Origin of the sequence: Flavobacterium sp. 83 (assembly GCF_000744835.1) — a bacterium.
Lineage (GTDB): Bacteria > Bacteroidota > Bacteroidia > Flavobacteriales > Flavobacteriaceae > Flavobacterium.
This window is the reverse complement of the sequence record NZ_JQMS01000001.1, coordinates 384,045-408,989: the sequence shown is the minus strand read 5'-3', so window position 1 is coordinate 408,989 and position 24,945 is coordinate 384,045. Positions and strand designations below refer to the sequence as shown.

The 24,945-nt window shown below is 33.4% G+C and carries 22 protein-coding genes; 11 read left to right on the top strand and 11 right to left on the bottom strand.

Features of this window, described 5'->3' with window-relative positions; genetic code table 11:
* Positions 1-99 precede the first annotated feature (99 nt).
* The 3 genes from T410_RS01900 to gcvP all read right to left on the bottom strand — a co-directional run bounded on the left by T410_RS01900 (position 100) and on the right by gcvP (position 5,057).
* Positions 100-624, bottom strand: coding sequence for a methyltransferase (locus T410_RS01900; protein ID WP_035668197.1), 525 nt, complete (start codon positions 622-624; stop codon positions 100-102).
* Positions 625-858: 234 nt separating this feature from the next.
* Positions 859-1,917 (bottom strand): 3-oxoacyl-ACP synthase III family protein, encoded by a 1,059-nt coding sequence (locus T410_RS01895; protein WP_035668196.1) that lies wholly within the window; start codon positions 1,915-1,917, stop codon positions 859-861.
* A gap of 290 nt (positions 1,918-2,207) precedes the next feature.
* Positions 2,208-5,057, bottom strand: a complete 2,850-nt coding sequence (gene gcvP / locus T410_RS01890) for an aminomethyl-transferring glycine dehydrogenase (RefSeq protein WP_035668194.1) — start codon at positions 5,055-5,057, stop codon at positions 2,208-2,210.
* A gap of 136 nt (positions 5,058-5,193) precedes the next feature.
* Here gcvP and T410_RS01885 point away from each other — a divergent pair, with 136 nt between their 5' ends.
* Positions 5,194-6,009 (top strand): hypothetical protein, encoded by an 816-nt coding sequence (locus T410_RS01885; protein ID WP_035668192.1) that lies wholly within the window; start codon positions 5,194-5,196, stop codon positions 6,007-6,009.
* Here T410_RS01885 and T410_RS01880 read toward each other — a convergent pair.
* A complete protein-coding gene (locus tag T410_RS01880; RefSeq protein WP_035668190.1) occupies positions 5,989-6,444 on the bottom strand; it encodes an SRPBCC family protein in 456 nt (151 codons plus the stop codon). The genes T410_RS01885 and T410_RS01880 overlap by 21 nt on opposite strands.
* A gap of 161 nt (positions 6,445-6,605) precedes the next feature.
* Entirely contained in the window at positions 6,606-8,633 is a 2,028-nt protein-coding gene (locus T410_RS01875; protein ID WP_035668188.1) for a M3 family metallopeptidase, read from the bottom strand.
* A 215-nt stretch (positions 8,634-8,848) separates the two neighbouring features.
* Here T410_RS01875 and T410_RS01870 point away from each other — a divergent pair, with 215 nt between their 5' ends.
* Positions 8,849-9,520 (top strand): hypothetical protein, encoded by a 672-nt coding sequence (locus T410_RS01870; RefSeq protein ID WP_035668186.1) that lies wholly within the window; start codon positions 8,849-8,851, stop codon positions 9,518-9,520.
* A gap of 46 nt (positions 9,521-9,566) precedes the next feature.
* Here T410_RS01870 and purE read toward each other — a convergent pair whose 3' ends face one another.
* The 4 genes from purE to T410_RS01850 form a co-directional block, all read right to left on the bottom strand.
* Positions 9,567-10,055: a 5-(carboxyamino)imidazole ribonucleotide mutase gene (gene purE, locus T410_RS01865; protein WP_035668184.1), complete on the bottom strand. Its 489-nt coding sequence runs from the start codon at positions 10,053-10,055 to the stop codon at positions 9,567-9,569.
* Between the two features lie 86 nt (positions 10,056-10,141).
* Positions 10,142-11,293: a 5-(carboxyamino)imidazole ribonucleotide synthase gene (locus T410_RS01860; RefSeq protein WP_035668182.1), complete on the bottom strand. Its 1,152-nt coding sequence runs from the start codon at positions 11,291-11,293 to the stop codon at positions 10,142-10,144.
* Between the two features lie 114 nt (positions 11,294-11,407).
* Entirely contained in the window at positions 11,408-13,051 is a 1,644-nt protein-coding gene (locus tag T410_RS01855; RefSeq protein WP_051929330.1) for a DUF1501 domain-containing protein, read from the bottom strand.
* A gap of 167 nt (positions 13,052-13,218) precedes the next feature.
* Positions 13,219-14,871 (bottom strand): DUF1800 family protein, encoded by a 1,653-nt coding sequence (locus tag T410_RS01850; RefSeq protein WP_035668180.1) that lies wholly within the window; start codon positions 14,869-14,871, stop codon positions 13,219-13,221.
* Between the two features lie 267 nt (positions 14,872-15,138).
* Between T410_RS01850 and hpt the strand changes: the two genes are divergently transcribed.
* The 4 genes from hpt (at position 15,139) to obgE (ending at position 18,833) form a co-directional block, all read left to right on the top strand.
* On the top strand, positions 15,139-15,669 hold the full coding sequence (gene hpt, locus T410_RS17180) for a hypoxanthine phosphoribosyltransferase (protein WP_035668179.1): 531 nt from the start codon (positions 15,139-15,141) through the stop codon (positions 15,667-15,669).
* Between the two features lie 15 nt (positions 15,670-15,684).
* Positions 15,685-16,257: an adenylate kinase gene (locus T410_RS17175; protein ID WP_035668176.1), complete on the top strand. Its 573-nt coding sequence runs from the start codon at positions 15,685-15,687 to the stop codon at positions 16,255-16,257.
* A gap of 216 nt (positions 16,258-16,473) precedes the next feature.
* Complete coding sequence (locus T410_RS01835; RefSeq protein ID WP_081897791.1) at positions 16,474-17,748, top strand: hemolysin family protein; 1,275 nt, start codon at positions 16,474-16,476, stop codon at positions 17,746-17,748.
* Positions 17,749-17,831: 83 nt separating this feature from the next.
* Positions 17,832-18,833, top strand: coding sequence for a GTPase ObgE (gene obgE, locus T410_RS01830; RefSeq protein ID WP_035668169.1), 1,002 nt, complete (start codon positions 17,832-17,834; stop codon positions 18,831-18,833).
* A gap of 64 nt (positions 18,834-18,897) precedes the next feature.
* Here the strand turns inward: obgE and T410_RS01825 are convergent, their stop codons facing one another.
* Positions 18,898-19,887: a glycosyltransferase family protein gene (locus T410_RS01825; protein WP_035668166.1), complete on the bottom strand. Its 990-nt coding sequence runs from the start codon at positions 19,885-19,887 to the stop codon at positions 18,898-18,900.
* A 104-nt stretch (positions 19,888-19,991) separates the two neighbouring features.
* Positions 19,992-20,813 (bottom strand): UDP-2,3-diacylglucosamine diphosphatase, encoded by an 822-nt coding sequence (locus tag T410_RS01820; protein ID WP_035668163.1) that lies wholly within the window; start codon positions 20,811-20,813, stop codon positions 19,992-19,994.
* Positions 20,814-20,947: 134 nt separating this feature from the next.
* Here T410_RS01820 and T410_RS01815 point away from each other — a divergent pair, with 134 nt between their 5' ends.
* The 5 genes from T410_RS01815 to T410_RS01795 are packed head-to-tail and all read left to right on the top strand — an operon-like array spanning position 20,948 to position 24,931.
* Positions 20,948-21,643: a lipopolysaccharide assembly protein LapB gene (locus T410_RS01815; RefSeq protein ID WP_035668160.1), complete on the top strand. Its 696-nt coding sequence runs from the start codon at positions 20,948-20,950 to the stop codon at positions 21,641-21,643.
* 59 nt (positions 21,644-21,702) lie between these two features.
* The gene (gene murC, locus T410_RS01810; RefSeq protein ID WP_035668157.1) at positions 21,703-23,058 is read left to right on the top strand and encodes a UDP-N-acetylmuramate--L-alanine ligase; all 1,356 of its coding nucleotides are present in this window, start codon (positions 21,703-21,705) and stop codon (positions 23,056-23,058) included.
* Positions 23,059-23,065: 7 nt separating this feature from the next.
* Positions 23,066-23,524 carry a GNAT family N-acetyltransferase gene (locus T410_RS01805; protein WP_035668156.1) on the top strand — a complete coding sequence of 153 codons (459 nt, stop codon included), beginning with the start codon at positions 23,066-23,068 and terminating at the stop codon, positions 23,522-23,524.
* Between the two features lie 12 nt (positions 23,525-23,536).
* A complete protein-coding gene (gene radC, locus T410_RS01800; protein ID WP_035668153.1) occupies positions 23,537-24,232 on the top strand; it encodes a DNA repair protein RadC in 696 nt (231 codons plus the stop codon).
* A gap of 9 nt (positions 24,233-24,241) precedes the next feature.
* Complete coding sequence (locus tag T410_RS01795) at positions 24,242-24,931, top strand: YjjG family noncanonical pyrimidine nucleotidase (protein WP_035668150.1); 690 nt, start codon at positions 24,242-24,244, stop codon at positions 24,929-24,931.
* Positions 24,932-24,945 lie beyond the last annotated feature (14 nt).

The following is a 24,945-nucleotide window of genomic DNA, read 5'->3' as shown; positions in this document are numbered from 1 at the left end:
GACGATTAAATGCAAATAATATCGACAAAATACAAAATCAAGTTATTAACATGTAAAATAACCTGTTAATAACTTGAAGATTTTGTTTGTTAATTGATGCTATTTTTTTCTTTCAGCATATACGATATAATATCTGTTGGTGAATTTTCTTAATAAGGGACGAAGACCAAATTTCTTAACTGGATTGGTCCATTTTTCACGATCAATTATTTTCCAACCTGTTTTTTCTAATAGCCAGTCCAGTTGCCAATCTTCAAATTCGTGATAATGTCTGTCCCACATATCTGTTTTACTTCTGTATGCTGGTGAAAACCATAAACGCATCGGAATGGAAATGAAAAGTTTATCCGATTTTATTTCGCTTAAAATCGTATATGGATTTAGTAAATGTTCAAAGATTTCGAAAGCGGTTACTACCTCTTTTTTTTCTTTTAAAAATATAGATTGGTCTTTATCCAAGTCTTCTCCTGTTGTATTGGTGACTAAAAATCCTTCGGATTTCATGATTTTGGAGAAGGGATTTTCTACCCCTAAATCTAATATTGAATCTGAAGTCGAGATGTGTTTTTTTAGAAACTCCAAGGTATGTTTGAACCTTTTGTTGGGAAACGTTTTTTCGTACATGTTTTTTTGATTTTGCCGCAAGGGAACGAAGGCACAAATATAGTGATAAATGTGTTTTTGGACATTGTTTTTTAGCCCGGATGGAAATGAAAATCCCGGAGCTTCAAAATGTAGTTTTTCAAGGAGTAAAAAGCGACTAAAAGAAGCTTTTGTGCTCCTTAGAAAAACTAGTTTTGTAGTGAGGAATTGTAATGTAGAGCCGGATTAGCTCCTGATTACCAAATTCCTTGATGCTTAATATCTATAAACAAATGCATTGATATTCATTCCTGCTCCAACAGATGCAAAGATAAGAATGTCTCCTTTTTCTATGGATTGGTTTTCTATTTCTCCACGAATTAACAGGTCATAAAGTGTAGGCACCGTCGCTACACTGCTGTTTCCAAGTTCATGAATACTCATAGGCATGATGTCTTTTGGTGCTAGTTTGTCGTGTAATTTGTAAAAACGTTGGATTATTGCTTCGTCCATTTTTTCATTAGCTTGATGAATAAGAATTTTTTTCACGTCGTCAATGGCTATTCCGCTTTTGTCTAAACAAGTTTTCATTGCGGCAGGAACTTGGCTTAATGCAAATTCATAAATCTTGCGACCATACATTTTTATGTATCGAATGTCAGGATCCAAATCAGGATTGTATGATTTCCCAAAGAATAAATAATTGGCTTCATCATTAGCATAAGTAGCACTTTCATAAGCTAACATTCCTGTTTCATCATCTGAAGCTTCAATGATAGAAGCACCTGCGCCATCAGAATAAATCATAGAATCTCTGTCGTGCGCGTCAACTACTCTTGAAAGTGTTTCGGATCCGATTACCAAACAGCGTTTTGCCATGCCCGATTTGATAAAAGCATTGGCCTGCATAACTCCTTCTATCCAACCTGGACAGCCAAAAAGGATATCGTAGGCAACACATTTTGGGTTCTTTATTTGTAATTTGTGTTTTACTCGGGTGGCTAAGCTTGGAATCATATCGGATTGATTTGTTCCAGATTTTACGTCACCAAAGTTGTGTGCAAAGATGATATAATCTATTGTTTCCGGATCAATTCCAGCATTTTCTATTGCTTTTTGAGAAGCAAAAAAAGCTAAATCGGATGAGGTGTACTGATCTTCGGCATAACGTCTGTGCTCAATTCCCGTTATTCCTTTAAATTTAGTAATGACAACTTCGTTAGGGTAACCAAAGGCAGTTCCATCCTCGTTTAAAAAAACGTGTTCGCTAAAGTCTGTATTGCTTACTTTTTTCTCAGGAATATAACTTCCTATTCCAGTTATTTTTATTTTCATCGGGTTGTTTTCCAAAAATTCAGGCTAATTTAATGAATAAAAAGTTATTACACTCACAATATTTACTATGCGTGCATATAATTATGAAATAATAATTTATTGGCAAAAATATTGATTATTTTTTTACAAATTGCAAAAATCGATGCGGTATTTCTTTACTAATTGTTGCAATTGGTAAAATCGATGTTTTAAGGATTTGCATTGTATAATTTTCTGAATTTTGTATGAATTTATAGTTGTAAAAAAAAAGTCCCGATTTCTCGAGACATTTTATTGAATTAATTTAAAAATTAGCTTTCCATATACGCCTCAATTGGCGCACAAGAACAAACTAAATTTCTATCGCCATAAGCATCGTCAGCACGACGAACAGTTGGCCAGAATTTATTTTCAGCAATATAATCTAATGGGAAAGCTGCTTGTTCACGAGTGTAAGGGAAGTCCCAAACATCAGTTGTAAGCATGGCTAACGTATGTGGAGAATTTTTCAAAACATTGTTTTTATCTTCAATAGTAGCAGCTTCAATTTCTTTACGGATTGAAATCATCGCGTCACAAAAACGGTCTAACTCTTCTAAATTTTCACTCTCCGTTGGTTCAATCATTAAGGTTCCTGCAACTGGGAAAGAAACGGTAGGAGCGTGGAAACCATAATCCATTAAACGTTTTGCGATATCAGTAACTTCAATTCCTTTTTGTTTGAAAGGACGACATTCTAAGATCATTTCGTGAGCCGCACGACCCATTTCTCCAGAATATAACGTATCATAATGACCGTTTAATTTCTCTTTAATGTAGTTTGCATTTAGAATCGCATATTGAGTGGATTGTTTCAAACCTTCAGCACCCAACATTGAAATATAACCATAAGAAATCAAACAAACTAAAGCGGAACCCCAAGGAGCTGCAGAAATAGCTGTGATTGCATGTTCTCCTCCTGTTTGAATTACAGGGTTTGATGGTAAAAATGGAACTAATTGTGGAGCAACACATATTGGTCCAACGCCTGGTCCACCACCACCGTGAGGAATAGCAAATGTTTTGTGTAAGTTTAAGTGACAAACGTCAGCACCAATAGTTGCAGGATTTGTTAATCCTACTTGCGCATTCATATTGGCACCATCCATATAAACTTGTCCACCGTTATCGTGAATCAATTGTGTGATTTCTTTAATCGCGCTTTCAAAAACACCGTGAGTTGACGGATACGTTACCATCAAACAAGAAAGATTATCTGCGTGTAAAATTGCTTTTTCACGTAAATCTTCTACGTCGATGTTTCCGTTTTCCAATGTTTTAGTAACAATAACTTTCATCCCTGCCATAGCTGCTGAAGCCGGATTTGTTCCGTGAGCTGATGATGGGATTAAAGCAATATTTCTATGGTGATCTCCTCTTGACTGGTGGTACGCACGAATAACCATTAAACCTGCATATTCCCCTTGAGCACCTGAGTTAGGTTGTAAAGTTGTTCCTGCAAAACCAGTGATAACATTTAATTGTTGCTCTAGTTTAGCTAACATTTCTTGGTATCCTTGTGCTTGGTCAAGCGGTGCAAATGGGTGAATGTTATTCCATTGTGGCATGCTTAAAGGCAACATTTCTGAAGCTGCATTCAGTTTCATGGTACAAGAACCTAATGAAATCATGGAATGATTCAAAGCCAAATCTTTTCGTTCCAACATTTTGATGTAACGCATCAAAGCGGTTTCCGAATGGTATTTATTGAAAACATCATGTTGTAAGAAAGTAGATGTTCTGTTTACGCTTTCTGGAAAATGATTGGTTTCCGATAAACTTTCAATTGTTGTTGCATGAGTCTCTTTTGCGGAAGCGAAAATAGCAATAATCGTATTTAAATCAGCAATACTTGTCGTTTCATTCAAAGAAATTGAAACTGTATTTTCGTCGATGTAATAAAAGTTAATTTCGTTTTGTTCGGCAATGGCTTTTACTTTTTTGGCGTCAGCGGTAACAACAATAGTGTCAAAGAAAGCAGTATTGGTTTGTTGTAAACCTAATTTTTCTAATGCGTTTGCCAATGTAGCTGCAGAAGCATGAACTTTATTAGCGATATATTGCAAGCCTTTTGGCCCGTGATATACGGCATACATTCCAGCCATAACTGACAATAAAACTTGTGCGGTACAAATATTTGAAGTGGCTTTGTCACGTTTAATATGTTGTTCACGCGTTTGTAATGCCATGCGCAACGCACGGTTTCCATTTGTATCAACGGTTACTCCGATGATTCTTCCGGGCATGCTTCTTTTGTATTCGTCTTTTGTAGCAAAATAAGCTGCGTGAGGACCTCCGTAACCTAACGGAATTCCGAAACGTTGTGTTGTTCCAAGGACAACCGCAGCTCCCATTTCTCCGGGAGGAGTCAATTTTGCCAAACTTAAAATATCAGCAGCAACAGCTACTTTTATTTCGTTTGCGGTAGCTTTAGCGATAAAATCAGTATAGTCATGAACTTGTCCAAATTTACCTGGATATTGAAGGATTGCTCCGAAAAATTCCATTGAAAAATCAAAATCTTCATGGTTCCCAATTACTAATTCAACACCAATTGGCGTAGAACGTGTTTGTAAAACTGATAAAGTTTGTGGCAATATTTCTTCGGAAACGAAGAATTTACAAATATTATTTTTCTTTTGGTCACGAGAGCGAACGTCAAAAAGTAATGCCATTGCTTCTGCGGCAGCAGTTCCTTCGTCTAATAAAGAAGCATTGGCAATTTCCATTCCGGTTAATTCGATAACCATAGTTTGGAAATTCAAAATTGCTTCCAAACGACCTTGAGCAATTTCGGCTTGATAAGGTGTGTAAGCAGTATACCATCCCGGGTTTTCAAAAACGTTTCTTTGAATAACTGCAGGTATAATTGCTGCATTGTAACCCAAACCAATATAAGATTGAAAAACTTTATTTTTATTCCCTAATTTTTGAATGTGATTTGCAAATTCATATTCGGTCATTGCCGGATCTAAATCTAAATCAGCTTTTAGACGAATATCACTAGGAATTGTTTCGAAAATCAACTGGTCAAGCGTCTCCGCTCCAATCGTTTTCAACATATGTTGTAGGTCGTTTTCTCTTGGACCAATGTGTCTTAAAGCAAAAGCATCTGTTTTCATATAAAAAGGTAGGTGTTGTTTTTTTTGTGGTGCAAAATTAAGTATTATTAATAATCTAAAAGGTATTTCGGGTCTCCTTTTTTATTGATTTTTCAACTAAATGATGTATTTGTTCACAATTGATTAATTTTGTCTAATGAAGATTTTTAAACAACTATTCAATTTTTATATCAATAGCAGCATTCACGTGGGATTATCGTGTTATGCATTGGTGCGAATGACACAGCATATGTTCCACATTTCTAACGATCAACCAATTGCTAATTTTGTTTTTTTTGGAACAATTGTAGGATATAATTTCGTAAAATACGATGCTTTGGCCAGAGCCAAAAAATTAATGATGCGGAAGGAGTTGAAAATCATTGCTGTATTTAGTTTTTTTGCGCTTCTTTTGGTTGGTTTTTATTTTTTTCAGTTGCAAAAGAGTACTCAAATTGTAGCAATCGCTTTTTTGAGTATTACTTTATTGTACACGCTTCCGTTTTTTCCAAATAGAAAAAATGCAAGGAACTGGGCTGGTGTGAAAATCTACATTGTAGCGTTGTGTTGGGTAGGAGTGACTTTGGCTTTGCCTATTTTGAATGCCGATGTTTCCATTACTTTCAACTTCTATTTAAAATGCATTCAGCGATTTATTTTGATTTTTGTATTAGTGCTTATTTTTGAAATTATTGATTTGACAAATGACGATCCGCATTTGCAAACCGTACCGCAACAAATAGGAGTAAACCGTACGAAAATATTAGGATTGTTACTTCTACTTCCGTTTTATTTTCTGGAATTACTAAAAAATAATTTCGATACAAATCAATTAATTGTCAACTTTATAGTTGTGATTATGATTGCTTTATTTATGGTTTTTGCCAATGAAAAACGCTCAAGATACTACACTTCTTTTTGGTTAGAAAGCGTACCAATTGTTTGGTGGTTGCTATTGCTCGTTTTCAGATAATTTTTTCAACATTTTATTTCTTTCGAGAAGAAAATTGATCAGATAATTTTTTAAAAATAAAAAGTCAAATACTTCTCCCAGAGATCCATAGGGAACTTCATAATATACTTTGTCTTTCATGATGGTAAACCCATTTTTTTCTTCAAAGTGATGTTTATGTCGGAATGATTTAAATTTTCCTTCTACCATTTCGTCTACAAAGTACTCATTCTGAATCATTGCCGTTATTTTACTTTTGTGAGTCAAATTAAACCCAAAATATTTACCAGGCCAAGCTACTGTTTCGTTGTAATTTGTCAATCCTGTAGTTATTCCGTCAATAGCGAATTCATTTGTAGAGTTTGTTGATTGATTGTGAAAAGCAATATTTATTGAAAGGTCAAAAACAGTTTTTTTTGGTGCATTTATTTTTGTTCGAATTTTTATGACTGGCATCGTAAATTATGTTTCAGTAGGTTTTTAAGAGTTTTTTTTAGCTAATGATAAAAGATTGTATGTCTTAAAAAAAAGCAAATTATTACATTTCAATTTTGGGGGCCAAATTAAAATGTAATTTAAAACCCGAAGAAATTAAACTTCGGGTTTTAAATTAATGTTTAGACTAATCCAGCTCTTTTTAATAGCGCTTCAGGTTTTGGTTCTTGTCCTCTAAATCGTTTATATAAGATCATAGGATGTTCTGTTCCGCCTTTAGAAAGTACATTTTCCTTGAATTTGGTTGCCACTTCTTTATTGAAAATCCCTTTTTCCTGGAAATATTCGAAAGCATCGGCATCCAGAACTTCGGCCCATTTGTAGCTGTAATATCCAGACGAATAGCCGCCTTGAAAAATATGGGAAAAAGAAGTGCTCATCGCATTTTCCTTTACATCAGGATAGAGTTGTGTGGCTGCAAATTGTTCGGTTTCAAAAGTTTTTATGTCTTTGATATTGGATGGATCTTGTGCGTGCCATCCCATATCCAATAATCCAAAACTCAATTGACGCATCGTCGCTATTCCTTCTTGAAAACTGGCGCTTTCTTTTATTTTGTGAACTAATTCCATTGGAATCATTTCGCCAGTTTGATAATGGTATGCGAACAAAGCCAAAGCTTCCGGCTCGTAACACCAGTTTTCCATAATCTGACTTGGTAATTCTACAAAGTCCCAATACACAGATGTTCCAGAAAGAGAAGGGTAGGTTGTATTAGCCAGCATTCCGTGTAATCCATGACCAAATTCGTGAAATAAAGTGGTCACTTCATTAAAGGTTAATAAGGAAGGTTTGGTTTCGGTAGGTTTTGTAAAGTTACACACATTCGAAATATGTGGTCTTTCGTTGATGCCGTCTTTGATATATTGTGATTTGAACGAAGTCATCCAAGCGCCATTGCGTTTTCCTTTTCTAGGAAAGAAATCAGCATAAAATACGGCTACTAATTGGTCTTCTTCATCTTTTACTTCGTATGTTTTTACTTCTTCATGGTATTTATCCACATCGAAAATTTCTTCAAATGTGATTCCGTATAATTTTTGCGCTACTGCAAAAGCACCGTCTAATACTTTCTCTAATTGAAAATATGGTTTTAATATTTCATCATCCAAATTGAATAATTGCTGTTTCAATTTTTCCGAATAATAAGCACCGTCCCATTTTTCCAGTTGTTCAATACCATCTAGTTCTTTTGCGAAAGCAGTCAATTGAGCAAATTCTTTCAAAGCTGCCGGTTTGGCTTTGTCTAATAAGTCATTCGAAAATGTTTTTACTTTTTCGGGACTTTCCGCCATTCTTTCTTCAAGTACAAAATGAGCATGAGTAGCATAACCTAAAACTTGTGCTCTGTCAAAACGCAATTTGGCAATTTTAAGCACAATTTCCTGATTGTCAAATTCGTTGTTTTGAAATCCTTTGGCACCAAAAGCGATTGCCATTTTCTTGCGCAATTCGCGATTATCGGCATACGTCACAAATGGAACATAACTTGGGTAATCCAACGTGAAAATCCATCCTTCTTTTTCTTGGCTTTTGGCCAATGACCGAGCGGCTTCAATAGTTCCTTCGGGTAAACCGGCTAAATCTGCTTCATTGGTAATATGCAATTGATAGGCTTGCGTTTCGGCCAAAACATTTTCGCCAAACTGCAAACTCAATTTCGATAATTCTTTGTCGATTTCTCGCAATTGGTTCTTTTTATCTTCCGGTAAATTAGCTCCGTTTCTAGAGAAGCTTTTGTATTTTTTCTCCAAAAGCGTGGTTTGTTCCGGATTTAGATTCAGTTTTTCTTTTTGTTCGTAAACCGTTTTTACTCGGGCAAATAAATCAGGGTTTAGACGTACATCGTTACCAAATTCAGACAATAAAGGAGAAACTTCTTGCGCGATTTTCTGAATTTCATCATTCGTTTCGGCTGAGTTCAAGTTGAAAAAAATACTTGAAATTCTATCCAAAACATCACCGCTGAATGCTAATGCTTCAATAGTATTTTCGAAAGTTGGTTTTATCGGATTTCGAACAATAGCATCGATTTCGGCTTTTGCCAATTCGATTCCTTTTTGAAACGCAGGAAGGAAATCTTCGTTTTTTATTTTCGAAAAAGGGGCAGTGTTATATTTTGTATTGAAATGGTGTGTTAGAATGCTCATTTGTATTTTTTAATAAAAATAATTTGATGTTTAAAGAAATCAAAGGTACGGATTTAATAAAAAAAAATAGTGATGCCAAAGGAATTGATTTATCCTAAAATGCTAGAATGGATTGTGTTATTTAAATGTTATTTATTTCGTTTCGCGCTAATAAAGCCTTAAATTGAAAAAAAATATTGGTTTTGGAAGAAACGAATCAAATAAATAAATAAAATATGAATTATCAAATTATAATAAAAAGCGCTAATACTGTAGATCAAATCGAGGAATATTGGACTAATGATGATTATGTCAAACTGCTTGAAAAATTCGATTATCCGGATGCTTCAGATGCTGATGCTGCCAGTTTAAGAGAATTGTTATTTATGGCAATTTCTGATTTTGAACCCAAAGATGCTGCTGTAATTGTACTGGAATATAAATTATCAGAAGATTTAAATGAAGGTCAAATTCAACAAATTTCAAACGATATGTTTCTAGATAAAGTCTGTGAAGAATATCCTGAAATAAGATTGCATTCGACTCTTTTTCATATTAATCAATTGCTTTTCAAAGCGTACAATGGTACTTTTCCAAATGCAAAAGCTATTATTATTGAATGTAGTTTGGCTCCAGTAGAAGGTGAGAATGAAAATGAATTGAATAAAGAAGGTATTTTAAAATTATTAAATAATGGATTATCAGGCAGTAATTTGATCAAAAGATTATTTGACAGCCAAATGACGGAAAACGCGCCTTTCCCAGAAGCCGAAGATATTTTATGGGATGTTAAGACTACGGATAACGTAAATTATACTTTGACTACCTCAGAATATTGGTTGAGCAAAGATGATATTATTGCTTCAGAATTTGAAGGAGTTCTTGAAGTACCAGTAAGTGTGGAATGAAAATTATGATTTGAAGTATAAAAAAAGCTCCAAAATGGAGCTTTTTTTATTTTTTGTTAATGGTTTCAGAGGCAATATTTACTGCTTCTTTCAATCCTGTTTTATATAATATTATTCGATCAAGCACACTTTTGTTGTGACTTCCTATGATTTGAGCGGCAAGAATCCCGGCATTTTTGGCGCCATTTAGAGCAACTGTAGCTACGGGAACACCACCTGGCATTTGTAGAATAGATAAAACACTATCCCAGCCATCGATGGAATTGCTTGATTTTATTGGTACGCCGATTACAGGAAGAGGTGACATTGATGCAACCATTCCTGGTAAATGTGCAGCACCGCCGGCACCAGCAATTACTACCGAAATGCCACGAGTGTGTGCGTTCTGACTAAAATCAAATAGTTTTTCAGGAGTTCTGTGAGCCGAAACAATATCAACTTCTATTTCTATATCAAATGCTTTTAGGATATCTATGGCTTCTTGCATTACGGGCATATCAGATATGCTTCCCATTATTACGGCTACTTTCATTATTTTTATTTAAAGATTTAAAGATATAGGATTTAAAGATTTTTGAGAAACTCAATATATTAGAGATTCTGAATTTTTCAATCTTTTAATTAACTGATTACTCTAATCGTGTTTTTTACATCTGCTGCAATTCTTCGGGCTTCGTTAATATCTTCATTTACAATAGTAACATGTCCCATTTTTCTGAATGGACGAGTTTGTTTTTTTCCGTAAATGTGCGGTGTTACACCGTTCCAGCCTAATATTTTTTCTATATTTTCATAAATTACATTGCCTGAAAATCCTTCTGACCCTACCAAATTGACCATAATCCCAGCCACTTTACTGTCTGTGTTTCCTAAAGGCAAATTGAGAATAGCGCGTAAATGATTTTCAAATTGTGAAGTATAACTGGCTTCAATGGAATAATGACCTGAATTGTGCGGGCGTGGAGCAACTTCGTTAACTAGTATTTCATCATTTTCAGTTTGAAACATTTCAACGGCTAAAAGTCCTACGTGATTAAACTTTTCGGAAACATTTAATGCAATTGCTCTTGCTTTTTCGGCTACTTTATCATCAATTCGAGCAGGACAAATTACATATTCCACTTGGTTGGCTTCCGGATGAAATTCCATTTCTACTACGGGATAGGTTTTTATTTCACCCGATGGATTGCGACAAACGATAACGGCTAACTCATTTTTGAATGGAATCATTTCTTCAGCTATGCATTCTACATTAGCCAAATTATCTAAATCCGATACTTGTCGAATTACTTTAACGCCATTTCCATCGTATCCAAATTCTGTACATTTCCATATAAATGGTAACTTTAGTTTGGAATCAAGAATGTCAATAATTACACTTTTTAGATTAGGAAATCTCTTGTAAGTTGCTGTTGGAATAGTATGTTGTATGTAAAAATCTTTTTGAATTCCTTTGTTTTGAATAAGTTTCAAGGTTTTAGGGGAAGGATACACTTTTAATCCCTCTTCCTCAAGTTTTACTAAAGCATCAAGATTAACCAACTCAATTTCAAAAGTCAAAACATCAACTAGTTTTCCAAAATTGTAAACGGTTTCAAAATCCATTAAGTCTCCTTTGAAAAATTGGTTGCAGGCTATTTTGCATGGTGCTTCATCACTTGGGTCAAGCACATAAGTTTGTATGTCGAATTTTCGGGTGTCAAACAACAACATTTTGCCAAGTTGCCCACCACCTAGAATTCCTAGTTTAAAATCAGAAGAAAAATAATTCATCGTTGTATAGAAATTTATCTGTAAAATTGATTTTACAAAGATACTTTTAAATGATTAATAATAAAAAAATACAAGTTGTAAAATAGTTAGGTAGGTGTTTTCATCGATAGGATGTTATCTTCTCACAATTATTTTTTTAGAAAAATTCCCATTGGTAGTCTCGATTTTTAAATTATAAAATCCTGTGGACAAATTTTCAACGTTAATAGAAAACTGACTGCTGTTTAAAGGATTTTTATATTTTCCAATAAATTTTCCGTCTATTGAATAAATTGAAACGGTATTTATTTCATTGTTATTTGGCGCATTAACAGTGATGGTTTCTGAAGTTGGATTTGGATAAACTATAACTTCATAAGTGTTTTTGAATTCATTAACAGAAAGTAATTTGTCAGCATAGCAGGTCGAATTAACAGTATTTTGACTTTTTATTAAATCGGCGATTTTATTATTTGAAAATCCAGTATTGGTCGTGTTATTATAAAATGTCAAATCTAATGTTTGATTGCTTGTTCCAAACCAATCTTGAAGAATTGTACTAAAAACTCGTCTATTATCATGCTGAACAGTTCTAACTTGATAATTATTAGTAGATACTGCTTCTGATAAATTAATGTTTGTCCCTGATATCCCTGGATTTATTGCGCTGCCAAAAATAAACATTGGTGCAACTTCACCATGGTCAGTTCCTAAACTTGCATTTTCACCTGCTTTTCTTCCAAATTCTGAAAAAGTTACCGCCATAACATCATTTCCCATATTTTGATTATTCAAATCTGTGATGAAAGTATTAATCGCCTCTGAAATCTGAGTTAAAAGGTTTGCATGATTGCCCAAATGGGTCGTGTTGTTTGCTGCAACTTGCATGTCATGTGTGTCAAATCCACCAACTTTTACTAGGTAAACTTTGGTTTGAAGTCCGCCAGAGATAAAGCGTGCTACAGTTTTTAACTGATTGGATAAACTGGAATTAGGGTAAGTTAGTGTATTAGTTCCTGAATTAAAGGAATTTGAAATACTTTGTGCGTAAGAATTTGCTGAAGTGTCATTGTTAATGATGTATTGAATTAACCCCCCGTACTCTGAATCTGGAATGTTTGTCGGTGGTTGACCGCCTAAGCCATTCACTACAGAATAAAATCCTGATAAATCCTGACCGCTAATGTTTAAAGACATACCATGTTCAATTTCCCCATGGAAACCGAGTGAATTATCACTGCTGCCAAGTTGGATTCCTAAAGGAAAGTTTGAATTTAAAAAATCAGTATAATAATGCTCAAGAAAGCGTCCTGTCCAACCACTATCAAAATTATTGTTGGCCATGGTGCCATCTCCTCCTGTCAACCATAAATCCGTTGACTTAAAATGAGATTTGTCTTGAGAAGGATAGCCTACCCCTTGAATAATTCTCATAAATCCTTTGTCATAAAGATTTTTAAACCCAATGAGAGATGGATGTAATCCCACTTGATTTGTTAATGCCAAAGTTGAATCAAGATTAATAATGCCATTTGTCATTCCAACATTATTAAGCTTTATGTTTGGTCGTAATGTAGCATAAGTGTCATATTGATTGATGGGTACAATGGTATTTAATCCATCATTAGCTCCAGCTAATTGAATTAACACTATTTTTTTTGAAATAGAATCAGGGCAAGTTGTCATCCCTGCTGATTTGAATAGGGCAAAAACTTCTTTAGGCAACAATGTAAGTGCACTAGCAGTTGAAGTCAATTTAATAAAATTTCTTCTTTTCATGATATTTGTTGTTTTGTTATTAATTATGGAAATAATACTAAAACGTACGAGATTTGGGGTCTCATAATATCTTGCATGATAAATTGAATTTTGAACAATAGTAAAACATTCAAGATTTAAAATTCTCTTAAATATTTTTGATTGTTAAATAGAAATTTGAAATAATACTAAAACATTTGAGATTCGGGAGCTCTTAATATTTTGGTTACTAATAACTTTAGTCGAGATTCTACGACCGAGCTATTATTGGTGCTAATAAAATTATTCCAGGCCTCGGTCCAATAATAATTAGAAAGGCCTTGTAGGAGGAAAGAATTCATAAAATAGTTAATACGATCAGTATTTGCTTCTTGAGCGAAAAGTGCATTGCATAACTCTGAAGTTAATGTAATAGGATCTGAAGGATTTGATACAATTTCAGTATTTTTTAATACGTCTGAAATGTTTATTTTAGCAGCAATAGTAGTGTTGCCACTAATCCTGTTTACGCCATCAAGTAAGGATTCTCCTAAACGGTATTTTGCAATTAAGGTAGAGGAAGATATCCAGTTTTTATCATAATCAGGAGCCTGATAATAGGCGGCATGGCCAGCGACATTTTCAGGGTTAAATAATCCCATATTGGAACTTGTTAAAAACATATTGTAAGCAAAAAGATACCAAAAAGTATTGTAGAATTCCAATGGCTTAACTTTCGGGTCAGGGATTATAGCTTGTAAATACGTGCATATTTCGGATAGTTGCTGAATGGGAGATTTTATTATTCCTCCAATAGTTTCATCAGTAGTATTAGCGTCATCCAAATCATAAAAATGTTGACTTTCTAGTAATTTTCTAATTATTGGAATAATTTCATAACCATTATCATAGAGGTCTTGAGCCAAAGGAATTATGATGTCGTTTTCTATCTCAGCGGAAATGATACTTTTTACAAAATAAGTATATATTTTTCTGCAAATATTTTTAGCAGTTGCCGGTTGGTTAAAAACCATTTCAATATAATTATCTAATTCGATATCCATCGAAGCAGCATCACTTGCTGAAGTGATTATCTTGTTGTTAAAAGCACCACTAAATGTTTTAGAAGTAATGTTGTGATCAGAAAATTGATTGTATCCTTTGGGGATTCCAGTTTCAGAATCAATTATAGAGCGATCTCCTTTCCTTTTAAATCCTGTTAAAATTCGTGCTGCTTGAACAATATCTGACTCAGTATAATTAGTGTAGTTTCCAGCAGCAATTTGAATACCTTTACCGATTGTGAATAATTCTAGAAATTCACGCGCATAATTTTCATTTGGAGAGGATTTTATATTAGAGGTATTATTTAAAAAATTAAGCATGGAGTTATTTAGAGTCATTTTTTTTGCTAATTTTTTATAATTCCCATAAGAATAGAATAAAAGCAATCGAATGTAGTCATAAAACTCTGTTGCTGATCCAGATAGATCAGTATTTTTTATTACGGTAAATCGAGTTGATAAAAAATGAGAAAGTTTAAATTTAAGTGTTGGATTATTTACGGAATTATACCACCACCAACCCGTTACAATTGTTGCTTTTCTATTTTGATCAGGAAATGTAGTAGCTAAATTTGTTGATTCAGTCCAATAACCATCGGGAGCGGTCAATGGTAGAGGGTCGTAAGGTAAATTAACGGTGAGTGAATTATCAGCTAATAATAAATCCAAAGCTTGATTTGGAGTTAATTTAGAATATTGGTCTATCAAGACTTTGGAGTACACAAAAGTTGCTCTTCGCAATAAATGTTTAGCATTTTTAACACCTAAAACTGTTGTATTTGGATTTAAAGAAGCCATAATTTTACGATTTTAAATATCCTACACTTAAATTTAGGAATAAATAAATTTAGTACAATATTTTTTCGATTAACAGATTCTATTAGTCGTCTAACTACTTGTTTTTAAGTAAATTATATGATTTTTTTAAGTTTTTGGTTCGAAATTTTATATTTGTGTTATTAGGATAATTAGCGCATTAAATCTTTAGATTACAAATTAATGTCCATTTATCAATTGTCAAATTCGAATTCTGTATCTTTGCTCATTATTTTAAACATGAAAATAATGATACAACTTCACGATAAACAATTTGTTCCGTTTATTTCTGCCAAAGAAATCGACTTTGCAATCACAAAAATGGTTGCTCAAATAGAAGATGATTTTGCGGATGAAATACCAGTATTTGTAGGTGTCTTGAATGGTTCTTTTATGGTGGTTTCTGATTTCATGAAACTGTATAAAAAGCCATGTGAGGTGTCTTTTATAAAAATGGCCTCTTATGAAGGAACTTCTTCAACAAACGAAGTGAAACAACTGATAGGATTGAATCAGGATTTAACTGGACGCACCGTTATTATTATAGAAGATATTATTGATACTGGAAATACTTTAGTAGAACTAAAACAATTATTCAAAAAACAAAATGTAAAGCATTTTAAAATAGCCACACTTTTCTTCAAGCCAGAAGCATATACCAAGGACATAAAAATAGATTATATTGGAATTAGAATTCCAAATAAATTTATTGTAGGGTTTGGATTGGATTATGATGGTTTAGGAAGAAATTTACCAGAAGTATATAAATTAAAAGAATAACTACGCAACAACATTATGACTAACATTGTTTTATTTGGAAAACCAGGTGCAGGAAAAGGAACTCAAGCAGAGTTTTTAAAAGAAAAATACAAATTAACACATATTTCTACTGGAGATGTATTCCGTTTTAATTTAAAAAACGATACAGAATTAGGGAAGCAAGCAAGAGTTTTCATGGATGCTGGAGATTTAGTGCCGGATGAATTGACCACTAAAATGCTAATTGATGAGGTAAATAAACACCCGGACACAAATGGGATTTTGTTCGACGGTTACCCAAGAACAATTTCACAAGCTAAGGATTTAGACTTATTTCTTACTTCAATAGGTTCTCAAGTTGCTGCAACAATTGCACTAGAAGCCGATGATGAAATCTTGATTGCAAGATTACTTGAAAGAGGAAAAACAAGCGGTAGAATTGATGATCAAGACGAAGAAAAAATCAGAAATCGCTACCAAGAATATAATGAAAAAACAGCCCCTTTAATGGATTATTATCAGGAGCAAGGAAAATTTCACGCAGTAAATGGGATAGGTTCAATCGCTGAAATTACTGAAAGAGTAAGTAACGTTATTGATAATTTATAGGAGCAATTCCAGCTGTACATTACAAGTCCTCGTTAAAAAAGCTATTTTTCTAAGTCATAAAAGGAGCTTCCTATGGTCGCTCTTTTATGACAAGAAAAATTAGTTTTTTTAACTCCGGGCTTTTCATTACCATCTGGGCTAAAAATCAAGATTACAGATTTCAGAAAGCAAAATTCAGAAATCAGAATTTAAATAAAAAACGAATCAACTAAAAAATTGGAAATACTAATAATATTTTTTCTAATACTATTAAATGGGGTTTTCTCTATGTCAGAAATCGCATTGATTTCAGCACGAAAAAATAGATTAGAGACCGCAGCAAAAAAAGGAAATAAAAGCGCTAAAATCGCATTGGATTTAGCCAATTCTCCAAATAAGTTTTTGTCAACCGTACAAATAGGAATAACACTCATAGGGATTCTTACTGGTATTTATAGTGGTGATAAAATAACCAAAGATGTTGAAGCGTTTATATTTGGATTTGAAATGATAAGACCTTATGCGCATTCTGTTGCGGTAGGTATAGTTGTAGTAATCTTAACTTTTTTCTCTTTGGTTTTAGGAGAGTTATTACCTAAAAGAATAGGATTGAATCATCCGGAATCTATTGCCAAAGCTGTGGCATTACCCATGAAAGTAGTATCAATTGTTACGGCGCCATTTATTTGGATGTTGACTACTTCAACTGATTTTTTATTGGATATTTTAAAAATAAAACCAACAGCCGACGGTAAAGTAACCGAAGAAGAAATAAAAGCCATTATAAAAGAAGGTACTGAAGGTGGAGAAGTACAGGAAATTGAACAAGATATTGTAGAGCGTGTTTTTCATATTGGAGACCGAAAAATAAACTCCTTGATGACGCACAGAAAGTCAGTAGTTTTTTTACCTTTGCGTTCTGATAGAGAACAGGTTAAGGAGTTTATGCTAAAAGAGTTGCATTCTATTTATCCTGTTTACGGTGAGAATTATGATGATATTGTTGGAGTCGTTAATCTGAAAAATATTTTTTCCCATTTTGAAAATGAAAACTTCAATTTAGCAGCTATAATGACTGAAGCTCCTTTTATGATGGAGCAAACTACTGCTTATATCGCCTTAGAAAATTTCAAAAAAACGGGTATTCATTATGCATTTGTCTCTGATGAATACGGTGTTTTTCAAGGCGTAATTACTTTGAATGATATTCTGGAAGCCTTGGTAGGAGACGCCTCTGATTTTTATAAAGATGATTTTCAGCTGATTGAAAGAGAAGATGGGACTTGGCTGGTTGACGGGCATTATTCGTTACACGATTTCTTGACTTACTTTGAATTAGATGAATTGATCAACGATTATGAAGTAACTACGGTCAGTGGATTGATAATGACGGAACTCTCTCATATTCCTAAACAAGGGGAGAAATTAATTTGGCAAAAATTTGAGTTGGAAGTCATTGATATGGATGGCGTGAAGATTGATAAAGTGATGGTTAAAGCCTTAAAAGGTTAAAAATTTAGTTTAAAGTTTAAGCTTTAAAGTTATAGTTCAGCTAAACTTTAAAGCTTAAACTTCAGACTTTTAAACAAAAAAAAATGACTGAAGGGAATTTTGTAGATTACGTTAAAATATATGTTTCTTCCGGAAAAGGAGGAAAAGGATCTACGCATTTGCATAGAGAAAAATTTATTGAAAAAGGTGGGCCAGATGGTGGTGATGGAGGTCGTGGAGGTCATGTTTATTTAGTTGGAAACAAAGGTCTTTGGACATTGTTTCACCTTAAATTTGCCCGACATATCAAAGCCGGTAATGGTGGAGATGGTAGTGGCGATCGAAGTACTGGAGCTGATGGAGATGATAAATTCATTGAAGTTCCGCTGGGAACAGTTGTGAAAGATAAAGAAACAGGAGAAATATTATTTGAAATTACCGAAGACGGTGAAAAACAAATACTTTCTCGTGGTGGAAAAGGTGGTTTAGGGAACTGGCATTTTAGAAGTTCAACTAATCAAACACCTAGATACTCACAGCCAGGTTTGCCAGGTGCAGAAATGGATGTTATTCTTGAACTAAAAGTATTAGCCGATGTAGGTTTAGTGGGTTTTCCTAATGCAGGAAAATCAACATTGTTATCCGTATTGACTTCAGCTAAACCAAAAATTGCTGATTATCCGTTTACAACTCTAAAGCCTAATCTTGGAATTGTAGCCTACAGAGATTTCCAATCTTTTGTAATTGCTGATATACCAGGAATTATTGAAGGTGCTGCCGAAGGAAAAGGTCTTGGTCATTATTTCTTGCGACATATTGAACGTAATTCAACGTTATTGTTCTTAGTTCCAGTGGATACGCCAGACATCAAGGCGGAATACGATATTTTGGTAAACGAATTGACTAAATACAATCCTGAAATGCTTGACAAAGAGCGTTTGTTGGTGATTTCAAAATGCGATATGCTCGATGATGAGTTAAAAGCAGAATTGAAAACAGAATTAGACGTTGCTTTCAAAGATATTCCATATATGTTTATTTCATCTGTAGCTCAACAAGGTTTGACTGAATTGAAAGACAAATTATGGAAAATGTTGAATGACTAGTATTTAAAAAAATTTATGCAAAAGGTGTTCTAAATAGAGTACCTTTTTTTTAGATTTTGTTTGATCAAGAGTTATAAGTGTCAAATAAAAACTGCAAGGTTTCGGGGATATTATTGGCTTGTATTTTTGGATAGTTTATGTGGGAATCAAACCAGTTTTCTATTATTAAATAAAAATCATCCGCAACATCATAAAGGACAGGAACTCCCAATTTTTTGAGAGCAGCAGCATTACATTCCTGTTCATAATGCTTCCGAATAGGAATAGAGAGTATTTTTTTTCCTAGATATAATGCCTCAGCAGGTGTTTCAAATCCTCCGCCAGTAATGATTCCTTCACAATTTATAAGACTTTTATTGAAATACTCTTGATTAACGGGGAAGTAAGTGACGTTTTTTATCGTGTGTTTAGTTTTAATATCGTTCAAAAACCAATGAAAAGTGAAGTTCGGAAGCTTGTTGAATGCTTCCTCCAAACAATCTTTTTGAAAAGAAGGTAAATAAACGGTAATATGACCTTTGTTTTTTGGTACGGCATTTACAATTTCATCTTTGATAATTGGAGGAAGTATAAAAGAATCGTATTTGTCAAAATGCAATCCAATATGCTTTGGAGAAGGTGCATAATGTTTGAGAATCATTTCTCCCATAAGACTCTTTTTTTCGGGTCTGGGAGTCAAAGGGGATATAAAACTGGCTTGATGGCCAAATTGTATCGAATGTACTTTTTGTAATTTACATGCCAGAGAAGTAATTGAATCAAAATCATTGATGATTACATCATAGTTTTTCATTGGCAAAGAATTTGCATCCTTATAGATTTGTTTTGGTTTGATGTTTTTGGCAATATCCCAATAATTTAAACCGCCACATTTACTGTAATGTAAACTACAGCCATCACTTTTGAATTTTATTGGCAAATTGACCTCTAGACTGGCATTGTTACCACTCATAAAAAAATCAACTTCACCAAATTTTTGTAAATAAGGGTACAGTTGAATCGCCCTGCTGATATGACCATTGCCAGTCGCTTGAATAGCATAAAATATTTTCATGTCAATTTATTTAGATTGTATCGAATGTAAATTTTGATTTCAAAAGAATGATGGAATATGTGTTTTTTAAATGATTTGATTTTGAAAGGAATTGTGTGAAATAGCTAGGATAAAATTTTAGTAACAATATCATTATCATTGAAAATTTTGTCTTCGTTGCTATCATGATGTAAATAATCCGCTTTTTTATATTGATAAATTTGCCACTTTTCTCTTTTGTATTCTAATGCGGTAAGATTTTCAACCCAATCGCCACTGTTTAAATACATAACTTTTCCGTGCTCGTTTTCGACTTCCTTCATTTGAGGTTTATGAATATGTCCGCAAACCACATAACTATATTTTTTTTGAATGGCTATTTCTGCAGCGGTAGTTTCAAAATTCGATACAAACGAAACTGCTTTCTTGACACTGTCTTTGATCATTTTTGAATAGCTTCTTTTCTCTTTTCCTAAAAGCACTAAAAACCAATTAATAAGACTATTGATTAAAATCAATAAATCGTATCCTTTTCCACCAAGTTTGGCTAATATTTTAGCATAACCTTTCGTAGAGGAGTCAAAAACATCTCCGTGGAAGATCCAGGTTTTCTTTCCGTCTAAATCCAGGATTAATTTATCTGCCAATTCAAAATTTCCTAAAATAAAATCAGAGTATTTTCGTAAAGCTTCATCGTGATTCCCAGTAATGTAAATAACACGAGTTCCCTGATTTGACATCTTTATGATTTGTCTCAAGACATTCATATGAGAGGCTGGAAAATAACTTTTGGTGAAACTCCACATATCGATGATGTCTCCATTTAAAACCAATGTTTGTGGATTTATTGATTTTAAATATTGCAATAACTCTTTAGCATGACAGCCGTATGTTCCTAAGTGTACATCACTTAATACGACTAAAGGAATTTTTCTTTTTCTTTTCATTTTTAGTTTTTACGAATGTAAGACCATTATGTTATGATAATGTTTCTTGTTCGTTATATTTCTATTTTTTATGGGGTGTCTTTTTAGCCTAAAAAAATCTGTTTAATACTTCAAAATTTCCCTATTTTTGAAGTATGAAACAATTACTAGTAGCCTTTTTGTTATTTCCACTGATGATTTGGTCTCAATCCAGTTTTGATGCTGCAGAAAAATTATTCAAAGAAGAAAAATTTGATCAAGCACGGCCCATTTTTGAAAACTTCCTAAAAAGTAATCCGTCAAATCTTAAAACTATAGAATATTTAGGAGACATAGCGGGGCGAAATAAATCTTGGGATACAGCGATTAACTATTATAAAAAACTAAAGCAATTAAAACCTTCAGAAGCCAATTATTATTTTAAATATGGTGGGGTATTAGGAATGAAAGCAAGACAAGTGAGTAAGTTTAAAGCGCTTGGAATGATTGATGAGGTTAAAGAATCTTTTGAAAAAGCATTAGTTTTTAATCCAAAACATATTGAGGCACGTTGGGCACTGATTGAATTGTATATTCAATTGCCTGGAATCGTTGGGGGTAGTGAGTCTAAAGCGATAAAGTATTCAAATGAATTGATGCGATTGTCTCCTGTGGATGGTTATTTGTCTAGAGGGCATATTGATGAATATTTTAAAAGATATAAGGTTGCTGAACAGCAATATAGAAAAGCTATAACTGTAGGCGGATCAAAAGTTTGTTATCAGATGCTCGCTAATTTATACAAAAATAAAATGGGTGATCCTGAAAAATCAAAATCAGTTTTAGAAGAATATAAAAATAAAAAGGGATGAATTAAGGGATGAATAATTTCAAACTTATTTCGATACAACAACTATAAACTATAAAATTAATGCGTACACATTTTATAGCTATTGGTGGAAGTGCCATGCACAATCTAGCTTTAGCATTACACAACAAAGGATACCAAGTTACAGGAAGTGATGATGCAATTTTTGAACCATCAAAATCAAGGTTAGATAAAAAAGGAATTTTGCCTCCTGAATTAGGTTGGTTTCCTGAAAAAATTACCTCAAATATTGAAGCAGTAATTCTAGGAATGCATGCCAAAGCTGATAATCCAGAACTGTTGAAAGCCCAGGAATTAGGTTTGAAAATATTTTCATACCCTGAGTTTCTTTACGAACAATCCAAAAATAAAACACGTGTTGTGATTGGTGGTTCTCATGGGAAAACAACCATAACTTCAATGATTCTTCATGTAATGCATTACCATAACATTGCAGTAGATTATATGGTTGGTGCACAACTGGAAGGATTTGATACAATGGTACATCTTACTGAGGAGAATGATTTTATTGTTTTAGAAGGAGATGAATATTTATCTTCGCCGATAGACAGAAGACCAAAATTTCATTTGTACCAACCCAATATTGCTTTGATTTCTGGAATAGCTTGGGATCATATTAATGTTTTTCCAACGTATGAAAATTATGTGGAACAGTTTGAGATTTTTATTGGAAAAATTACCAATGGTGGGATTTTGGTTTACAATGAAAATGATTCTGAAGTGAAACGTGTTGCCGAAGCCGCCATAAACCCAATCCGAAAATTAGCGTATCATACACCAAAATATACCGTAAGCGATGGTGTTACACTTCTAGAAACTCCTGAAGGTGATATGCCTATAGAAGTTTTTGGAGCACATAATCTTAATAATTTGGCTGGAGCTAAATGGATTTGCCAGAATATGGGCGTTGATGAAGCCGATTTTTATGAGGCTATTGCCAGTTTTAAAGGTGCTTCCAAACGATTAGAAAAAATTGCCGAAAGTAAAACTAAAGTAGCGTATAAAGATTTTGCACATTCGCCAAGTAAAGTAGCAGCAACTACAAAAGCAGTAAAAGAGCAATATCCAAACAGAACTTTGATAGCTTGTTTAGAGTTGCATACCTATAGTAGTTTGAATGCTGAATTTTTAAAAGAATATGAAGGTGCATTAGAATATGCAGATATAGCAGTTGTTTTCTATTCACCCGATGCAGTTAAAATTAAACAACTGGAAGAAGTAACTTATGAGCAAATTGCGAATGCATTCAACAGAAAAGATTTAATCATTTATACCAATCCTCAAGATTTTAAAAATTATTTATTCAACTTAAATCTTGAAAATTCAGCTTTATTATTAATGAGTTCTGGGAATTACGGTGGATTGAATTTTGATGAAGTTAAGGAATTGATGAAATAGAAATAGAATGAATAGCAAAATAAAAATTACTAAAACTACGAGTGAAAATCCAGATTTTATTAAACTCATCGCTGCTTTAGATAAAAGTTTATGGGAGCGTTATCCGGAGTTAAAAACTAATTACTGGGGGAATAATGTCATAGAATTAAATCCCAATGTTGTTATTATGTATAGGGATAATCAACCTGTTGCCTGTGGTTGTTTTAAGAAATATGATAAAAATACGATTGAATTAAAGCGTATGTTTGTTTCTCCTGAAGCAAGAGGAATGGGTTTGGCTAAAAAAATAATACAAGAATTAGAGCTTTGGGCGCATGATTTAGGTTTTTCATTCTCAGTCTTAGAAACGTTATATAAACAAAACGAAGCCATTGGGTTGTATCAAAAAGTAGGCTATGCTATTGTTGATAATTATGTACCTTATGTAGGTTTAGAAAATAGTATTTGCATGAAAAAACAAATTTAATTGAAATAGCCTATGTCTGAAAATTCTTTTTTCCCAATAACGAATTGGTCCGAAGACGACAAACCACGAGAAAAACTAATGCTCAAAGGCAAAAGTGTTTTGAGTGATGCAGAGCTGATCGCTATTTTGATTGGCTCAGGAAGTCGAAACGAATCGGCAGTAGATTTGAGTAAAAGAATTTTAGCTAGTGTAAATAATAATTTGAATGCGTTAGGGAAATTATCGATTTCTCAATTGACAAATTTTAAAGGTATAGGCGAGGCCAAAGCAATTTCGATTATTGCTGCTTTAGAATTAGGAAGACGAAGAAGAGCAGAGGAAGCAGTAGAATTGACAAAAATTACTTCCAGTAAAACAATTTTTGAAATCATGCAGCCTATTATTGGTGAATTACCACACGAGGAATTTTGGATTGTATATTTGAATAATTCAAACAAAGTCATTTCAAAATCGCAATTGAGTAAAGGCGGGATTACTGGTACGTTAGTTGATGTAAGATTAGTTTTTAAAACGGCGCTTGAAATGGGAGCAACAGGATTAATATTGTGTCACAATCATCCTTCGGGAACATTAATTCCCAGCGATGCCGATAAACAAATTACACGGAAGCTCAAGTTAGCAGGTGATAGTTTGGAAATTAAAGTATTAGATCATCTTATTGTGACGGAAGCTAGTTATTTTAGCTTTGTTGACGAAGGCATATTTTAGAAATTAAAAATGAAACATACCATTATTAAAGACGTTTTCTTTGACTTAGATCATACGCTTTGGGATTTTGATAAAAATTCTGAATTGACATTTGAGAGAATTTTGAAAAGAAACCATCCAACAATTGAAACCAAAGTTTTTATTGATAAATATGTCCCAATAAATCAAGCGTGTTGGAAATTATATCAATATGATAAAATCACACATGGGGAATTGCGCTACAATCGATTGAAGTATTCGTTTGATGCATTGAATTATGCTATTTCTGATGAGGAGATTGAGACAATTGCTCAAGAATACATTCAACGATTACCTGATAATAACCATCTTTTTGACGGAACTTTTGAACTTTTGGAGTATCTAAATCAAAAATATAGACTGCATATTATTACTAATGGTTTTGCTGAAGTGCAATATAAAAAATTGACCAATTCTAATATTGGAAGCTATTTTCAAACGATTACCAATTCTGAAATGGCAGGTGTAAAAAAGCCAAATCCTGTTATTTTCGAATATGCCCTTGATTTGGCCAAAGCCAATAAAGAAAGTAGTATTATGATTGGAGATAGCCTGGAAGCAGATGTAGAAGGAGCTCTTAATGCAGGATTTGATGCTATCTTTTTTAATGAAAGTAAGAAGCAAGTTGAAAAAGGTATTAAACAAGTCAATCACTTATTGGAATTAAAAAAATATTTATAAATTACCAATCTCTA

Excerpts from the sequence above, each read along its gene's own strand:
- radC (WP_035668153.1), top strand. The coding sequence starts at position 23,537 with ATGTCTGAAAATTCTTTTTTCCCAATAACGAATTGGTCCGAAGACGAC.
- T410_RS01815 (WP_035668160.1), top strand. The coding sequence starts at position 20,948 with ATGAAACAATTACTAGTAGCCTTTTTGTTATTTCCACTGATGATTTGG.
- T410_RS01795 (WP_035668150.1), top strand. The coding sequence starts at position 24,242 with ATGAAACATACCATTATTAAAGACGTTTTCTTTGACTTAGATCATACG.
- T410_RS01820 (WP_035668163.1), bottom strand. The coding sequence starts at position 20,813 with ATGAAAAGAAAAAGAAAAATTCCTTTAGTCGTATTAAGTGATGTACAC.
- T410_RS01870 (WP_035668186.1), top strand. The coding sequence starts at position 8,849 with ATGAATTATCAAATTATAATAAAAAGCGCTAATACTGTAGATCAAATC.
- T410_RS01855 (WP_051929330.1), bottom strand. The coding sequence starts at position 13,051 with ATGAAAAGAAGAAATTTTATTAAATTGACTTCAACTGCTAGTGCACTT.
- obgE (WP_035668169.1), top strand. The coding sequence starts at position 17,832 with ATGACTGAAGGGAATTTTGTAGATTACGTTAAAATATATGTTTCTTCC.
- T410_RS01860 (WP_035668182.1), bottom strand. The coding sequence starts at position 11,293 with ATGAATTATTTTTCTTCTGATTTTAAACTAGGAATTCTAGGTGGTGGG.
- T410_RS01850 (WP_035668180.1), bottom strand. The coding sequence starts at position 14,871 with ATGGCTTCTTTAAATCCAAATACAACAGTTTTAGGTGTTAAAAATGCT.
- gcvP (WP_035668194.1), bottom strand. The coding sequence starts at position 5,057 with ATGAAAACAGATGCTTTTGCTTTAAGACACATTGGTCCAAGAGAAAAC.
- T410_RS01885 (WP_035668192.1), top strand. The coding sequence starts at position 5,194 with ATGAAGATTTTTAAACAACTATTCAATTTTTATATCAATAGCAGCATT.
- T410_RS01805 (WP_035668156.1), top strand. The coding sequence starts at position 23,066 with ATGAATAGCAAAATAAAAATTACTAAAACTACGAGTGAAAATCCAGAT.
- T410_RS01875 (WP_035668188.1), bottom strand. The coding sequence starts at position 8,633 with ATGAGCATTCTAACACACCATTTCAATACAAAATATAACACTGCCCCT.
- T410_RS01895 (WP_035668196.1), bottom strand. The coding sequence starts at position 1,917 with ATGAAAATAAAAATAACTGGAATAGGAAGTTATATTCCTGAGAAAAAA.
- hpt (WP_035668179.1), top strand. The coding sequence starts at position 15,139 with ATGATACAACTTCACGATAAACAATTTGTTCCGTTTATTTCTGCCAAA.
- murC (WP_035668157.1), top strand. The coding sequence starts at position 21,703 with ATGCGTACACATTTTATAGCTATTGGTGGAAGTGCCATGCACAATCTA.
- T410_RS17175 (WP_035668176.1), top strand. The coding sequence starts at position 15,685 with ATGACTAACATTGTTTTATTTGGAAAACCAGGTGCAGGAAAAGGAACT.
- T410_RS01900 (WP_035668197.1), bottom strand. The coding sequence starts at position 624 with ATGTACGAAAAAACGTTTCCCAACAAAAGGTTCAAACATACCTTGGAG.
- T410_RS01880 (WP_035668190.1), bottom strand. The coding sequence starts at position 6,444 with ATGCCAGTCATAAAAATTCGAACAAAAATAAATGCACCAAAAAAAACT.
- T410_RS01825 (WP_035668166.1), bottom strand. The coding sequence starts at position 19,887 with ATGAAAATATTTTATGCTATTCAAGCGACTGGCAATGGTCATATCAGC.